Origin of the sequence: Rhizobium sp. WW22 (genome assembly GCF_047041135.1) — a bacterium.
Lineage (GTDB): Bacteria > Pseudomonadota > Alphaproteobacteria > Rhizobiales > Rhizobiaceae > Rhizobium.
In genome coordinates this window covers 997,178-1,011,121 of sequence record NZ_CP178199.1, presented here as the reverse complement: position 1 = coordinate 1,011,121, position 13,944 = coordinate 997,178, and the positions used below count along the sequence as shown (strand labels likewise).

Here is a 13,944-nt window from a genome sequence, read left to right as displayed (position 1 = left end):
GAATGCGAACACGCCTGTCGATACTCCCGGCACTCGGTCTCCTTTTTATCCTTGCATTGACGAATGCCGCTTCCGCGCATGAGCTCGTGCGCGTGCCGCCGGGCAATCGCAACAGCGTCCAGCCGCCCATACCGAACACCTCGGTACTGCGGGCCAAGGCCTTCAACACGACCTACGACGAAAAATACCAGAAGATCGTCGGCGTGCTTCGCGACGACAAGGACTTGATGGCCTCGATCAGGAAGGCCGGACAGGCCTACCAGATCGATCCCATCCACATCGTTGGCGCCCTTGTCGGCGAACACACCTACAACATCACGATCGTCAACAGGGTGAAGTCCTACTACGTCAAGGCGCTCGCCTATTCGCAGTCCGATTTCAAGTTTGCCTATAAGGACGTGACCGTCCAAACCTTCCTGAAAAAGCCGGAATTCGCCCCTTGCAACGCCTTCACCGGCAGCGCCGAATTGTGGGAATGCCGTGACGAGACCTGGGACAAGAGTTTCCGAGGCAAGGTCATCGACGGCGTCACTTACGAAAACATGACGTTCCAGCGCGCCTTCTTCCAGCCTTTCTTTGCCGGCCAGACCTTCGGCCTTGGGCAGATCAGCCCTTTGACCGCCCTTGAAGTCACCGATCTCGTGCATGCGACGAGCGGCCTGCCGAAGCTTTCCGTCGATGATCCGCAGGCGATCTACCGCGACATCATGGATCCCGATCGCAGCGTGATCTATATCGCCGCTATCGTAAAGGATGCCATCGACGCCTATCGTGCGGAGGGTTTCGACATCACCGACAATCCCGGCCTGACGGCAACGCTTTACAATGTCGGCCAGCCGCGCCGCCGTGCGGCCGCCCTGCGGCAAGCGGCGGACGCTACGAGCGGGAAGAAACTGCCGGAAGAAAATTATTATGGCTGGCTGGTGAACGATAAACTGCCGGAGCTGCGCGGGTTGCTCGGCAGCGACAATAGCCAATAGGCCGGCAGAACTTCACCCATGATGACCATCGGCCTAATCAGGTGATCAGGCTGACGCGATCATTGGCAATCTTGTTTTCGACCCAGGCTCGTTCATTCTGCCAATCATGCCGCTTCCACCCTTCCCAGCCAAAGCCGCATAGCTTGACGTCCCATTCGGACGCGGGGAACCTTACGAGCGCATAACGGATGCCAAGGAAGCCGGTGCTGGGAAAGACCTTGTGCATGTGACGCTCAGAAATACCGAGCTCACCGCAGCCTGCAATATAGGTCTGCGGCGGCATGATGCGGATCTCCTTGCCGGCCCTGCCCAGCAACTCGATTGCCTGCATCGTCCAGTCAGCCCGTCGGCCCTGCAAACGCTGGAAAATGTTGGGTCTTGGATGATATTTGCGAATGATATCGGGGTGGTAGGCCAGCATGAAGACCTTTGCGGCCTTAAGCGCAGCGTTATCCATGAAGCCAGGATCGAGAAGCCGCCGATACAGGATCTTGCTCGAGGCAGCCAGCATGATCATGTCGGTGCGCTCGCCGCTCATGCCGCCGGAAAGGACCGGCTCATTGAAACGCATGACGAATTGCGCCTCGTCGACGATACCGGCGATATCGCGTTCCAGCTTGCCATTGCCGACAATGATTGCAGTCTTACGCACCAATACGGTCGTCCAGAAAATACGGGCCGTGGATTAGCAAGTTGTTCTGACAGCACACTGAAACATTGATGAGGCGGAAATAAAGTGCGCCCCTCCCGGATCGGCTGCGCGCTGAGGGAAGAATGGGCTCAACCCATAGCGCACGAGCCCATTCCCATTCCGCAAGGACCGTTGCGACTAATCACGCTGCCTGTTCGAGCACAGAACGTATCAGCGTTTCGGCTTTGGCAATGGCCGCATTTGTCGCCTCTGGGCCGTGGGCCGTCCCTTCGACGCGGATAGTTTCGATGTCGGTTATGCCCATGAAGCCGAGCAGATGCTCCAGATAGTTCGTCTGAAAATCGAAGGCCGCATGAACACCCTCCGAGAAGACACCGCCACCGGCCGTCACCACATAGGCTTTTTTGCCGCTCAGAAGGCCGTTAACGCCGCTCGCATCATAGCTGAAGGTGACGCCGGGCCAGATGATATGATCCATCCAGGCCTTGAGTTGCGAAGACAGACTGAAGTTGATCATTCCGGAGCCGATGACAATCACCTCGGCGGCCTTGACCTCGTTCACCAATGTCTCTGCAAGTGCTACGGCTTCAGTCTGTTCCGGCGTCCGCGCTATCGAGGGCGCTATGCGGCCTTCGATATAGGCCAGCGTGATATGCGGCAGCGGCTGAGCTGCCAAGTCGCGTATCACGAGCGTTCCGCCGAGGTGATCTCTGAGCCCTTCCGCGACCTCGGTTGCGAATCGCGTGGACAGGCCTTCGGCCCCGCGCGGGCTCGAGGTTACGACGAGAATGTTGGTCATTTGCTGACTCCTTGTATGAGTGGTAAATAATTGTGACCAACGCTATTAATGTAACTAATTCATTCTCCGCAAGAAGGCACATTCATGACACTGAATGACATTGATTTTCCCATCCCCCATCTCGACGATTGCCGGATGGTGCGGGAAATTCTCGATCGCATCGGCGATAAATGGAGCCTGTACGTCATTGCCATTCTCAAAGATGGCCCCCTACGGTTCAACGAATTGCGGCGGCGGATCGACGGCATTTCTCAGCGAATGCTGACGTTGACGCTGCGCGGGCTGGAGCGCGACGGGCTGGTGACGCGTACGCTATTCCCCACCATTCCACCCCGAGTGGACTATGAACTCACCAAATCCGGTCGGGAACTGCTTGGCCCGGTGATGGCGCTTGTGGGATGGGCGACCGCCAATCAGGATGTCATCCAGGAGGCACGCGCTCAATACGACAAACGGTAGGTAGGCGTTTCGGTAAGTAATTCATTCAAGTGCCTACAAGAAATACCGGAACTTCAGTGGAAGCAGCGCCGCGCCGATCGCGCTGGCATCACCTTTGGTTTCGCTGAGAACCAGCCGAGGTCCGGGCGGTGCGGCACCATAGCGGTGCGGACGCTGCGACGGCAGGCGGGCGCGCGCGATCATCATTCGTCCAAGCTCGGGCGGTAGCTGGCCACCGAAGACGATGGCTTGCGGATCGATCACCCCGGCAAGCGTGGCGATCAGGCGGTCGAGCATCGGCATGGTCTCGGAGAGCCAGCTCTCGACGCCGGGCCAGGAAGGGTCGAAATTCTGCCGCAGCTCCTCGACGGAACCTATGTCGACACCACTCTCCCGCAACGTGGCGATGAGATATTGCAAAGCCGGCCGGCGTAGCATTTCGTCGGGATTGTAGATGACGCTGAATTCCCCGGCATTCCCATGGAAGCCCAGATAAGGCCTGCCCTCCAGGATGAGGCCGCCGCCAAATCCATAATTGAAGGAGAGGTATGCAAAGGTCTTACACCAGCGCCCGACACCGCGCAGACTCTCGCCTATGGCGCCCGTCGTTGCGTTGTTGTCCAACCAGACCGGAACTCCGAACACATGCTCGAGTTCCGGCTGCAGATCGACCAGAGACCAGTCGCGCAGCGGCTCCGGAGCGTTAAAGCGACGATCATCGCCGACGAAGAAACCCGACATGGCAAAGCCGAGCCCGATGAGGTTCTCGCGCGATATTTCGTGGCGCACCAGCATCGAACCCAGTTTCTTATCAAGGATTGCCAGCGTTGCCTTGCGGTCGACCGGCACGCCCCTCAGCACCTCCTGATCGACGATGTCGCAGCCGAAATCAGCAAGCGACAGTGTCACAGCATCGGTATTGACGGAAATACCAACCGAATAAACCGCCTGCCGCTCCAGTTCGATCGTCGGGCTCGGCTGCCCGCGCGCGCCCTTAAATGGCGCACCGGCGCGAAGCAAGCCGCGAGCCACTAGCGCCTCGACGAGACGATGTACCGATTGCTGCGTCAAATTGGTGTGCGCTGTAATAGTCGCGCGCGGAATCGGTTCGTGATTGCGGACAATATCGAGGATGAGGCGCTCATTCTCGCTTGCCAGTGGGAATTTTTCCAACGCTGCCATGACTGCAATCCTGATCCTGTCGTACCGACCTAGCCGTTCGCCTATCCGGGCACAATCCGGACCTATATATTCGCTGCCGCTCGTCATAAATATTACACTTTATGTGTATTAATAACCATAACAGCGATCGGTGCCAATGCCACCGCGTCGGCCATAGCCATTGGTGCTCCCATTCGACATCGAACCCCGCATCCGCTCATTCCGCCTCCAGCTCACGAAAGCTCTTCCCATGCATAGCCAGACCGCCACCTCGCCCTTATCTCGCAATGCCGATATCTACGACCTCCTTTCCCGGACCAATCCAAACATTCTGACGATTGCCCATCGTGGGCTTTGGTCGGCAGCTCCCGAAAATTCATTGGCGGCAATCCGTGCGGCAGCCGAGCTTGGTGTGGAATTCGTCGAAATCGACACACAGGCGACTGCCGACGGCCATCTCGTCGTCATTCACGACAAGACGCTGGACCGCACCACGTCGGCTAAAGGTGTGGTCGGAGCGAGCAGCTTTGCCACAATCCGCGAGGCCCGACTGCGTGCCGGCGCTGGCGGAGAGATGACGGCGCTGACGGACGAGCGTATTCCCACGCTCGAAGAGGCGCTGGAGGAGGCGCGCGGGCGCGTCTTCGTCAATATCGACACGAAATTTCCGCGTGAATTGCCGCAGGTCATTGCCGCGGTGCGCCGTCTGGGTGCCGAGGATCACGTCATCATCAAGTCGGATGTCGAGCCGCAAAGCGGCTCCTTTCCTGTACTCGATGCCGATTGGTTCGGCTCGATCCCGCATATGCCGATGTTTCGCGTCCGGCCCGGAAAAATTACCGAGGATCTTCGAATGATCGAGCCGCTCAACGCGCCGATGATCGAGGTGAAATTTACCGACATTGCCGATCTCGCAGCCGGGCGCGAGGAACTGGAACGCCAAAATATCCGGCTCTGGATCAATACGCTTGATGTCTCCTACAATCTCGACTTCAGCGATAGCCGGGCGCTTAGCGACCCGGAAGGCGTATGGGGAACACTCGTTGATGCCGGCGTCGGCGCCATCCAGACCGATACGAACGTCGAATTCAAGCAGTGGCTCGTGACCAGAAGCGGCAAATAAAGGCCCTTCGGTTTAACGCACAGACAAGAAAGCCCGGGCGACCTCCCGTTGCCCGGGCTTTTGCGTCCTCCCGCGCTGGTAGCAATCTAAAGCGAAGCCTTCGCGCTCGCGAAGAGGGGCGTTTCTCAAGAGCAGCCTTACCAATTTTGGTCATCTGAAAGGCAAATGCTGCATCGCAAAGGAAATGATGCGAAAATGAATTAAAACTGATGTGAAAATGAATTTTGAATGTTGACTTAAGGAATCGCTGAACTAGTTCCCGCTCATACGCCGGGGTCCGCCCCATCCATAGCGACCATATAATCCTGCATAATCCTGTGCAGCCGTTCCAGCAGCTAAGACGCTGTTACGGCAAGGAATATTCGTGCGGTTATGAGGTCGCGTCATAGCGCAGTGGGACTTCAGTATCGCATGAGCAGCATCACTGGACGGCTCGTCAAAGGAAGCATGTGGCTAAGCCTGTCGCGGACCATCGTGAACGGACTTGCAACGCTCAGCACCTTCGTATTGGCCCGCTATCTCGCGCCCGCCGATTTTGGCGTCGTCGCCCTTGGCATGACGATATTGATGATCGTCACGACCATTACCGAACTTTCCCTTTCGGAGGCGCTGATCCGTCATGCTGCACCGGACGAATCCCATTTCAGTGCCGCCTGGACCCTGAATGCCGCGCGCGGGCTGGCGATCTGCATCCTGTTTGCGATCTTTGCCTATCCGGCGGCGGCCCTTTTCAATGAGCCTAGACTGGCGGGCGTCATGTTCGCTCTCGGCATCAGCATGCTGCTTGGTGGTCTCACGAATCCGCGCCGCATCATGCTGCAGCGCGATCTGATCTTCTGGCAGGAGTTCGTGCTTGCGGTCTCGCAGAAATTCGCCGGCTTCGTCGCCTCCGTTGCAATCGCCATCATCTATCAAAGCTATTGGGCGCTGATCGTCGGCACGCTGATCAGCCAGGCGACGAATGTCATCGTCTCCTATCTCGTGCTGCCCTTCCGCCCCAGGATCACCTTCCAGCACATGCGGGAGTTCTTCTCCTTCTCCGCCTGGCTGACCGCCGGCCAGATCGTCAGCACGCTCAATTGGCGCTTCGACTATCTGCTTGTCGGCAAGATGCTCGGCGGCATCCAGCTCGGCTATTATTCGGTCGGCAGCAACCTCGCCATGATGCCGACGCGGGAGGCGACCGCTCCACTCACGCAGACGATCTATCCGGCTTTTGCCGGTATTCACAACGATCCAGGCAGGCTCGCCGCCGCCTATCAACGCGTGCAGGCACTGGTTGCCGCTGTCGCCCTTCCAGCCGGCATCGGCGTTGCCGTGACCGCCGATCCGTTGGTGAGGCTCGCGCTCGGCGACAAATGGGCGCCTGTCATTTTCATCATCCAGTCGCTGGCCTCTGTCTTTGCGCTGCAGACGCTGGGCTCGCTCGTACAGCCGCTCGGCATGGCAAAGGGCGAGACGCGCGTGCTCTTCGTCCGGGACACGCAGATGTTCTGCCTGCGTGTCCCGATCATGATTGGCGGCCTGATGCTCTATGGCCTTCCGGGGGTCATTGCCGGCCGCGTCTTCACCGGCCTCTTCAGCACGGCCGTCAACATGATGCTCGTGCGACGCTTCACCGGCATCACCGTTGCAAAGCAATTGTCGGTGAACCTTCGGGCACTCGCGAGCGTCGCCATCATGGCGGCGGGCGTCTCTTTTGCCTCGAGCCATCTTGCCTACACGGACGACAAGTTCGTGCTCGTAACGCATCTCGCAATCCTGATCCTGCTCGGCGGCCTGCTCTATTGCGGTTCGACGCTCCTGCTGTGGACGCTGATGAAGCGGCCGGCCGGCCCGGAAACGGAGGTTCGAAACATACTCGGCAAGGTGCTGCCGAGACTTCGGCCTGCCTGAAACGCGCGGCCGACACCGGCCGGATTGATCGTCATCTGAATGGGGGAATGGGGAAATGACATTACCAGCAAATCAACAGCTGATCGCCAAACTGGACAACATGATCCACGATTGCCTGAAGGATTATATCAGCAATGATGAACCTCTGGCGATCCTCGACTTTCCCGACATCCGCAACTGCGGCGACTCCGCCATTTGGCTCGGTGAAATGGCTTATCTCAACAGGCGATACGGCAAGCGCCCGGCCTATGTCTCGCGCATCGACGATTTCTCGCCCGAGCAACTCGAGCGCACCATGCCGACCGGCCCGATCTTCATTCATGGCGGCGGCAATTTCGGCGACATATGGGATGCGCATCAGGACTTCCGTGAACGGGTTCTGGAGCGATTTCCCAATCGGCAGGTAATCCAGTTCCCGCAATCCATCCATTACAAATCGCAGGCACGCATAGAGGAAAGCGCCCGCGTCATCGGACGTCACAAGCATTTCGTATTGCTGGTGCGCGACGAGGAATCGAAAGAGTTTGCCCATAAGCACTTCGATTGCGAGGTGCGTCTTTGCCCGGACATGGCCTTCAGCATCGGTCCAATCCGGCCGGAGGCCCCGGAATTTCCCGTGCTTGCCATGTTGAGATCCGATCTTGAGAAGGTGGGCGACGCCAATCTCTCCGCCTATCCCGATATCCCGAAAGAGGACTGGACGACCGAATCCGCCAAGCGTGTGCGCATCTCCAAGGCGATCGGCGCGGCAACGGCTCTCATGGCTCTCAAACCGGCTGAAATAAGACTGCGCAAGCTCGACGCAGCGGCACATAATCGTCTTAGACGCGGCATACGCCAGATTTCCCGCGGCCAGGCTATCGTCACGGACCGTCTGCATGTCCATATCTGCTCGATCCTGCTTGGACGGCCGCATGCGGTGCTGGACAATAGCTATGGCAAGATACGCCGGTTCATGGCGGCATTTTCCGGCGGTACCGATCTTGCATATCGAGCAACCTCGCTCGATGACGGTATCGCCTGGGCGCGCCATCAGGCGACACAGCCATTGGCCGCTGCCTGACAGGCCGTGTCGTAGGCTTACAAAAATAATAAGGCGAAAGCGCTTCAAGTCCCTTCGCCTGATATTGGCTCGATCCAGCCTGGGAGGCAGCCATCCGAGCAGCGCAGACAAACCGCCTGCCCTTTCCCAAAATCGCTCTTAACGGGCGTTGTACTTCGCATCGACCTCGTTGATGGCCTTGACGTTGCCGGCCGAGCGGCCATTCTCGTCAAACGTCTGCGCCAGGAAGGCGTCGGCAATCGCCTTGGCGAGCTCAGTGCCGATGACGCGGGCACCCATGGTGATGATCTGGGCATTGTTCGAGAGCGCCGCGCGTTCCGCCGAATAGGTGTCATGGGTCAGAGCAGCGCGAATACCCGGCACCTTGTTGGCCGAGATGCAGACGCCAATGCCGGTGCCGCAGACGAGGATTGCCTTGTCATAGGTGCCGTCGATGACGCCGGAGGCGACGCGGTCGGCGAGGTTGGCGTAAAACGCATCAGGCCCTTCGTCAGTGCGCGACACTTCGCTCACCTCGAAACGCTCCTTCAGATGATCGGCGAGAACCTTGGCGAGGCCTTCGCCGGCGCTGTCTCCAGCAATAGCAAGCTTCATGATATGTCTCCTCAGAGTTTGGCGGCGCACTTGGCCAAGATGTCGAGATAGCCCTCGACGTTCCAGGCCGAGCGGCCGATGAAGAGCCCGTCTACGTGCGGGCAGGATATGAGTTCTTCGCAGTTTTGCGGATTGACGGATCCCCCGTAGAGACAGGGGATCTTTCGACCGAGTACCTTTTGCGCGACCGCGACGATTTCAGCCTGGCGCGCATCAGCATAGGAAGGCTCTGCAGGGATTCCCTTCTCGCCGATCGCCCAGACCGGCTCATAGGCGAGCAGGATCTCAGCCTGCTTCTGCGCGTCCGGGAGCTTCGACAGAGCGCCAATGACCTGCTCGCTCAGGATCTCCGTTGCACGACCGCTCTCACGATCGGCCAGCGTTTCGCCGATACAAATCAACGGGATCAAGCCATGACGAACGGCCGCCTCTGTTTTGAGGCCGACGGTTTCGTTGGTCTCGCCAAAATACTCGCGACGCTCCGAATGGCCGAGCTCGACGATATCGAGATTGCAATCCTTCAACATCAACGGCGAGATTTCCCCCGTCCACGCACCCTGGTCGGCCCAATGCATGTTCTGGGCGCCCACCTTGACGGAGCTTTCCGAGAGGATCGATTTGACTTCCCGCACGGCCGTGAAGGGTGGAATGACAAAGCGCTGGATGCGAGGATCCCGAAAAGCATCGGCGGCACGCAAGGCCTCAGCGAAGGCGCGGGCCTCGGCAAGCGTCTTGTTCATCTTCCAGCTCGTGCCGATCCAATAGCGAGGCTTCTCTGTCATGTCATATCCTGGTTCGAGGCGATGGTAAGTGTGATGCCGTCGCGGCGAAATTGCTCGACAATGGCAGCGTCAGGCGCGTGATCGGTAATCACGGCGTCGAAATCGGTAAGATCGGCCATCACATGCAGGGCCGTATGGCCGATGCGCTGATGGCTGACGAGCAGGCAGCTTTTGGCAGCCGATGCGATCATTGCCCGCTTGGTGCGCACGACGTTGTCGTCCATATGATAGGCAAGTCTACCGGAAACGGCCGGCGTCGACAGGAAGGCGATGTCGGCTCTCAACCGTAACAATGCCTCCTCGGTAACGACGCCCAAAAACGCGTTGAACTTTGCGGAATAGATGCCGCCGAGCGCTATCAAGGTGATGCCGCTTTCGTTCTTCATCCGATCGATGATTGCGGCATTGTTGGTGATCAGCGTCAACGGCCGCTTCTGCAGCAGCATCTCACCCAAAACGGCTGCCATCGACCCATCGTTGATCATGACGGTCATGCCGGGCTCGACCAGTTCCAGCGCCGTGCGCGCCATGGCGAGCTTCTCGTCATGACCCTGGCGCTCGCGGAACCGGAAATCACTTTCGAACTGGGTGCCGGCATCGATCGTCGCGCCGCCTCGGACCTTGCGCAACACGCCAGCCTGTTCGAGATCATCGAGATCGCGGTGGATCGTCATCTTGGACACGACAAAGCGGTCAGCGAGATCGTCGAGATCGACGGTCTTGTGCTCGACGAGCAGATTGATGATCGATTGCTGGCGCTCTTCGCGTTTCACTTTGCACTCCGGCCTTTGGCCCGAAATGGATCTTAAAGGAGATATAACATCAAAATCTCACAAATCAACATTTCTGCTGTTATGTTGAGATGAATTCCTGTTTTATGGCGCAGCATCACACCTCATCCGTCAGGAGCGCCCGCGCCGTTTTCTCATCCGTTATCAGACCATAGAGACAGCGGCTCTTGAGGACGGCAAGGATGGCTTCGACCTTCGGCAATCCGCCCGAAAGCGCGACCAGCCGTTCGCCTTTGATGCGCGGCAGGGAGGCAGACAATGTGCGCGAGGTCAGCGTCGTCTCAAGAATATTGCCGTCGGCATCGAAGAAATGGCCGAGAATTTCGCCGACGCCGCCGGCCGCCGTGATCTCCTTGATCTCCTTCGGCTCGACCATGCCCGACAAGACGAGCTGCGCATCGGTATCGACCGTGCCGAGACCGACGAGCTTGAGATCGGCACCGTTTGCAAGATCGAAGACTTCCTTCACGCCGCGCTGCGCAAGCAGCACATCGCGGTCTTCCCGCGTATTGGCGAAGAAGGGCACTGGCATGACATGCGACTGCATGCCCGTCTTTTCGGCTATGCGGTGCATCACGTCATAGGGGTTGGCTGCATAGTTTCGCGTCAGGCCACCGAGCAGCGAGACGAAGCGTAAATCCTTGGCGCTGACGCGCGACAGGTGATGGACGGCGGAAGAGAGCGTTCGGCCATGGCCGAGGCCGATCACCTTATTGTGGCCGCTCTCGATCTCGCGCCGCAGGAAGCCGGCTCCCGCCTGACCGAGTGCGCGAAACTCGAAACCCTCCTCGCCCAGATCGGGTGCGACTTCGCAATATTGCAGCCCAAAGCGAGCCGAAAGTTTGGATTCCAACTCGACGCATTCGACGATATCGCCGTCGATCGTCACCTTGACGACGCCTTCGGCAACCGCGCGCGCAATCAGCCTGTGCGCCTTCACCGAGGGAACGCCGAGACGTTTCGCCACTTCGGACTGCGTCAGCCCGCCGGCATAGTGCAACCAGGCCGCCCGCACGGCGAGCGAAGCATCCGCATCCGTCATCGTCCGTTCCCTTTCATTTCTATACGCATAGTCCTCCGCCTGTTCTCTCCGGCCATAGTGTCCGATCCGGCCACCTCCTCGGTACCTGTTGAATCGGGACTCGGCCGCTCCACCGGTTAGATATGCAAGTCGCTGACGCCCGTGTCGATATGAGGCGCCCAGAAGGCAATGCTTTCGGCAATCTGCGGGATGACCTGGCGATCATTGGGCTCGCGCTCCTTGAACGACAATTCCAGGCAGATTTCATTGTCCTTGGCACCACCTTCAGCAAATGCCTTCAACAGCGGTTCCGGCTGGATGCGGCCCTTGGCATTGAATTCCGCTGTGAAGGGACGATGCCCTCCCTTGTCCATCAGGCTCTGCTTGATATGGATGATCGGCGAAACCTTCGGCACGGCGCGCGCCCAGGCGTAAGGGTCATAGTCATCGGTATTGGCCGAGGTGACATCGCCATGATCGATATCGGCCATCATCCACATGGGGATGGCGAACGGCGCCTTGGTCAGCCTGTCCTGCAGGGAAAGGCAGGCCTCGATCGTCTCGCCGAATTCGCGGCCGATGCTCATCGGCTCCCAAAAGATATAGGAGAGGCCGGCAGCCCGGGCATGTTCGGCCACCTCGCCCCAGCAGTCGATCGCGATCTCGATCAATTCCTCGCGGCGGACCGGATCGTCATAATCCTTGTAGGTGAAGATCGCGAACTGCGTGCCGACCGAATGACCGCCGAGATCGGCGGTGATATCGGCAAAAGTCTTGAACCAGTCGATATAGTAGCGGCGAACATCCCTGTCCGGATGACCGAAATGGTTAAGGCGGCCATACGGGCCGGTCATGCCTGAGGTCACGCGAACGCCGGTGCGCTTCAGTGCCGCCTGCATATCCCGCGTCAGCCGGCGAATGACCGGTGCCTGCCAGCTCGGATTGATGAATTCGTGCGTCAGCTGCAGATCGCGGATGCGCAGGTCACGCGCGACCGTTTCGATCAAATCGGCCGGCTCGGCAAAGCGATTGACAAGCGGGTTGGTGTTGAGTGAAAGCGTCAAGGGCATGCGTATTCTCCGGCAAGATCTGGTGGTTCAGGCGGCCAGCGCCAGTTCGGCATCGAACCAGGCGGCAAAGGCCGCCTTTTCCTCAGCTGTCATGTGCAGACCTTCCTTGGTACGCCGCATCAGCACGTCGTCGGCCGCCTGCGCCCATTCGCAAGCCACGAGATAGCGGACTTCGGCCTCGTAGAGATCGCCGCCGAAATGCCGGCCGAGGTCCGCCAGCGACGTGGCATTGCCGACGATCTGCTTCGTGCGGGCGCCATAAAGATGGCCGTAGTGATTGACGAGCGCACGCGGCATCCAGGGATAGGCCGCCCGCAGCGTATCGGCAAAGGCGACATAATCGGCATCGGGGATTTCGCCACCCGGCAAAACAGCCCCCCGCGTCCAGTCGCCACCCATCTTCGGGAAGAATTTCGCAAGCCGCTGCATCGCATGCTCGGAGAGCTTGCGGAAGGTGGTGATCTTGCCGCCGAAGACGCTCAGGAGCGGCGCGCCACCGGTCTCGTCGAGATCGAAGACATAGTCGCGCGTGACAGCCGACGGATTGCCCTTGCCATCGTCGAACAGCGGCCGCACACCGGAGAAGCTTTCAAGCACATCAGAGCGGCGCAGCTTCTCCTTGAAGTAGCGATTGACCGCCGTGATCAGGTAATCGATTTCCTTCTCGTCGGCCTTTACCTCTTCCGGCTTGCCTTCGTAGGGAATGTCGGTCGTGCCGATCAGCGCCTTGTCGCCTTCGTAAGGGTTGATGAAGATGACGCGCTTATCGTGGTTCTGCACGAGATAGGCCTGCTGGCCGGCCCAGAATTTCGGAACGATGATGTGGCTGCCCTTGACCAGCCGGACGCTACGCTGGCTGTTCGAGCCGACGACGCGGCCGATAATGTCGTTGACCCAGGGACCGGCGGCATTGACCAACACGCGAGCGCGCACCGTCCGCACCTCGCCGGAGCGCTCGCTGCGCATTTGAATGAGCCAGTTACCCTGCTCGCGACGCGCGCTGACGCAAGCCGTGCGCGTCAGGATCCGCGCGCCCTTGGCGGAAGCATCGAGAGCGTTGAGAACGACGAGCCGGGCGTCATCAACCCAACAGTCGGAATATTCAAAACCCTTGGAATATTGATCCAGGATCGGCGCCCCTTCCGGATCGCGGTGCAGATCGAGCGAGCGGGTGCCCGGCAGCTTCTTGCGGCCACCGAGATGATCGTAGAGAAACAGACCGAGACGAACCAGCCAGGCCGGACGATCCGTCGGACTATGGGGAAGAACGAAGCGCATCGGCCAGATGATGTGGCTGGCCGAGTTCAACAGCACCTCACGTTCGATCAGTGCCTCGCGCACCAGGCGGAATTCATAATATTCAAGGTAGCGCAGGCCGCCATGCACGAGCTTGCCGGAGCGCGAAGACGTCCCCTCGGCGAGATCGCCTTTCTCGCACATGATAACCGAAAGGCCGCGGCCGGCCGCATCGCGGGCAATGCCGGCACCATTGATGCCTCCGCCAATCACGAAAAGATCAAAGATTTCCGGTTCCATCATGTCATGCTCCTAAGGATGCCTATGGCATCATCAAT

14 protein-coding genes are annotated in these 13,944 nt (G+C 59.0%); 5 read left to right on the top strand and 9 right to left on the bottom strand.

Going from position 1 to position 13,944, the window contains the following annotated elements:
• Positions 1-2 precede the first annotated feature (2 nt).
• Entirely contained in the window at positions 3-980 is a 978-nt protein-coding gene (locus ACK83U_RS23610; protein WP_412475031.1) for a DUF1402 family protein, read from the top strand.
• Positions 981-1,017: 37 nt separating this feature from the next.
• On the opposite strand, the gene ACK83U_RS23605 is transcribed toward ACK83U_RS23610, so the two are convergent.
• Complete coding sequence (locus tag ACK83U_RS23605) at positions 1,018-1,635, bottom strand: hypothetical protein (protein ID WP_412474886.1); 618 nt, start codon at positions 1,633-1,635, stop codon at positions 1,018-1,020.
• 178 nt (positions 1,636-1,813) lie between these two features.
• Positions 1,814-2,431 carry an FMN-dependent NADH-azoreductase gene (locus ACK83U_RS23600; RefSeq protein WP_412474885.1) on the bottom strand — a complete coding sequence of 206 codons (618 nt, stop codon included), beginning with the start codon at positions 2,429-2,431 and terminating at the stop codon, positions 1,814-1,816.
• 84 nt (positions 2,432-2,515) lie between these two features.
• Between ACK83U_RS23600 and ACK83U_RS23595 the strand changes: the two genes are divergently transcribed.
• Positions 2,516-2,890 (top strand): winged helix-turn-helix transcriptional regulator, encoded by a 375-nt coding sequence (locus tag ACK83U_RS23595; RefSeq protein WP_112610596.1) that lies wholly within the window; start codon positions 2,516-2,518, stop codon positions 2,888-2,890.
• A 33-nt stretch (positions 2,891-2,923) separates the two neighbouring features.
• Here the strand turns inward: ACK83U_RS23595 and ACK83U_RS23590 are convergent, their stop codons facing one another.
• The gene (locus tag ACK83U_RS23590; protein ID WP_112610594.1) at positions 2,924-4,051 is read right to left on the bottom strand and encodes an ROK family transcriptional regulator; all 1,128 of its coding nucleotides are present in this window, start codon (positions 4,049-4,051) and stop codon (positions 2,924-2,926) included.
• Positions 4,052-4,280: 229 nt separating this feature from the next.
• Between ACK83U_RS23590 and ACK83U_RS23585 the strand changes: the two genes are divergently transcribed.
• The 3 genes from ACK83U_RS23585 to ACK83U_RS23575 all read left to right on the top strand — a co-directional run bounded on the left by ACK83U_RS23585 (position 4,281) and on the right by ACK83U_RS23575 (position 8,112).
• On the top strand, positions 4,281-5,153 hold the full coding sequence (locus tag ACK83U_RS23585) for a glycerophosphodiester phosphodiesterase family protein (protein WP_112610592.1): 873 nt from the start codon (positions 4,281-4,283) through the stop codon (positions 5,151-5,153).
• A 411-nt stretch (positions 5,154-5,564) separates the two neighbouring features.
• Positions 5,565-7,049: a lipopolysaccharide biosynthesis protein gene (locus ACK83U_RS23580; protein WP_015343122.1), complete on the top strand. Its 1,485-nt coding sequence runs from the start codon at positions 5,565-5,567 to the stop codon at positions 7,047-7,049.
• 55 nt (positions 7,050-7,104) lie between these two features.
• Entirely contained in the window at positions 7,105-8,112 is a 1,008-nt protein-coding gene (locus ACK83U_RS23575; RefSeq protein WP_112400038.1) for a polysaccharide pyruvyl transferase family protein, read from the top strand.
• Positions 8,113-8,250: 138 nt separating this feature from the next.
• Here ACK83U_RS23575 and ACK83U_RS23570 read toward each other — a convergent pair whose 3' ends face one another.
• From ACK83U_RS23570 to ACK83U_RS23545, 6 genes are all read right to left on the bottom strand, one after another.
• A complete protein-coding gene (locus ACK83U_RS23570) occupies positions 8,251-8,706 on the bottom strand; it encodes an RpiB/LacA/LacB family sugar-phosphate isomerase (RefSeq protein WP_112400037.1) in 456 nt (151 codons plus the stop codon).
• Between the two features lie 11 nt (positions 8,707-8,717).
• Complete coding sequence (locus ACK83U_RS23565; RefSeq protein WP_112610590.1) at positions 8,718-9,488, bottom strand: triose-phosphate isomerase; 771 nt, start codon at positions 9,486-9,488, stop codon at positions 8,718-8,720.
• Positions 9,485-10,261, bottom strand: a complete 777-nt coding sequence (locus ACK83U_RS23560; RefSeq protein ID WP_112610588.1) for a DeoR/GlpR family DNA-binding transcription regulator — start codon at positions 10,259-10,261, stop codon at positions 9,485-9,487. The genes ACK83U_RS23565 and ACK83U_RS23560 overlap by 4 nt, the downstream gene beginning before the upstream one ends.
• Positions 10,262-10,376: 115 nt before the next feature.
• On the bottom strand, positions 10,377-11,321 hold the full coding sequence (locus ACK83U_RS23555) for a sugar-binding transcriptional regulator (protein WP_112610586.1): 945 nt from the start codon (positions 11,319-11,321) through the stop codon (positions 10,377-10,379).
• A 116-nt stretch (positions 11,322-11,437) separates the two neighbouring features.
• Positions 11,438-12,370 carry a sugar phosphate isomerase/epimerase family protein gene (locus ACK83U_RS23550; RefSeq protein WP_112610584.1) on the bottom strand — a complete coding sequence of 311 codons (933 nt, stop codon included), beginning with the start codon at positions 12,368-12,370 and terminating at the stop codon, positions 11,438-11,440.
• A 27-nt stretch (positions 12,371-12,397) separates the two neighbouring features.
• Positions 12,398-13,909 carry a glycerol-3-phosphate dehydrogenase gene (locus tag ACK83U_RS23545; protein ID WP_112610582.1) on the bottom strand — a complete coding sequence of 504 codons (1,512 nt, stop codon included), beginning with the start codon at positions 13,907-13,909 and terminating at the stop codon, positions 12,398-12,400.
• Between the last annotated feature and the right edge of the window lie 35 nt (positions 13,910-13,944).

Excerpts from the sequence above, each read along its gene's own strand:
- ACK83U_RS23610 (WP_412475031.1), top strand. The coding sequence starts at position 3 with ATGCGAACACGCCTGTCGATACTCCCGGCACTCGGTCTCCTTTTTATC.
- ACK83U_RS23600 (WP_412474885.1), bottom strand. The coding sequence starts at position 2,431 with ATGACCAACATTCTCGTCGTAACCTCGAGCCCGCGCGGGGCCGAAGGC.
- ACK83U_RS23595 (WP_112610596.1), top strand. The coding sequence starts at position 2,516 with ATGACACTGAATGACATTGATTTTCCCATCCCCCATCTCGACGATTGC.
- ACK83U_RS23590 (WP_112610594.1), bottom strand. The coding sequence starts at position 4,051 with ATGGCAGCGTTGGAAAAATTCCCACTGGCAAGCGAGAATGAGCGCCTC.
- ACK83U_RS23585 (WP_112610592.1), top strand. The coding sequence starts at position 4,281 with ATGCATAGCCAGACCGCCACCTCGCCCTTATCTCGCAATGCCGATATC.
- ACK83U_RS23580 (WP_015343122.1), top strand. The coding sequence starts at position 5,565 with ATGAGCAGCATCACTGGACGGCTCGTCAAAGGAAGCATGTGGCTAAGC.
- ACK83U_RS23575 (WP_112400038.1), top strand. The coding sequence starts at position 7,105 with ATGACATTACCAGCAAATCAACAGCTGATCGCCAAACTGGACAACATG.
- ACK83U_RS23570 (WP_112400037.1), bottom strand. The coding sequence starts at position 8,706 with ATGAAGCTTGCTATTGCTGGAGACAGCGCCGGCGAAGGCCTCGCCAAG.
- ACK83U_RS23565 (WP_112610590.1), bottom strand. The coding sequence starts at position 9,488 with ATGACAGAGAAGCCTCGCTATTGGATCGGCACGAGCTGGAAGATGAAC.
- ACK83U_RS23555 (WP_112610586.1), bottom strand. The coding sequence starts at position 11,321 with ATGACGGATGCGGATGCTTCGCTCGCCGTGCGGGCGGCCTGGTTGCAC.
- ACK83U_RS23550 (WP_112610584.1), bottom strand. The coding sequence starts at position 12,370 with ATGCCCTTGACGCTTTCACTCAACACCAACCCGCTTGTCAATCGCTTT.
- ACK83U_RS23545 (WP_112610582.1), bottom strand. The coding sequence starts at position 13,909 with ATGATGGAACCGGAAATCTTTGATCTTTTCGTGATTGGCGGAGGCATC.